The organism is Bacillus sp. SIMBA_154 (assembly GCF_046536015.1).
Taxonomy (GTDB): domain Bacteria; phylum Bacillota; class Bacilli; order Bacillales; family Bacillaceae; genus Bacillus; species Bacillus pumilus_P.
The window spans coordinates 1-268 of record NZ_JAWJBV010000298.1; the positions used below are offsets into that span (position 1 = coordinate 1).

Annotated in this window: 1 protein-coding gene; it reads right to left on the bottom strand. The window is 34.7% G+C overall.

Annotated elements, in window-relative coordinates; all coding sequences use genetic code 11:
* On the bottom strand, window positions 1-192 hold a 192-nt coding region (locus tag R0K30_RS22120; RefSeq protein WP_410613005.1), incomplete at its 3' end, for a hypothetical protein.
* Between the last annotated feature and the right edge of the window lie 76 nt (window positions 193-268).

Sequence of the window (268 nt, forward strand, 5' to 3'; positions counted from 1 at the left end):
CTTTATTTTATAACGTAATTTAATACTAAGTAGAGTCCCTAATAAAACAGCGAGAACATGCAGCAAAGCTGAAATGAAATACACTAAAGGCTCAATTGGTAATTCTAACAATATATATAGCAAAGCACCGACACATAAGTTAATAAACCAATAAACAGTCGCGACTAAACCAGCTTGTTTATAGGGGTTCACTGTTTGCGTATACCCTAGGTAACAATAAACGATAAAAGAGGTTACAGTCTCGATGGCGTAATGGGAAAAAGTGTAT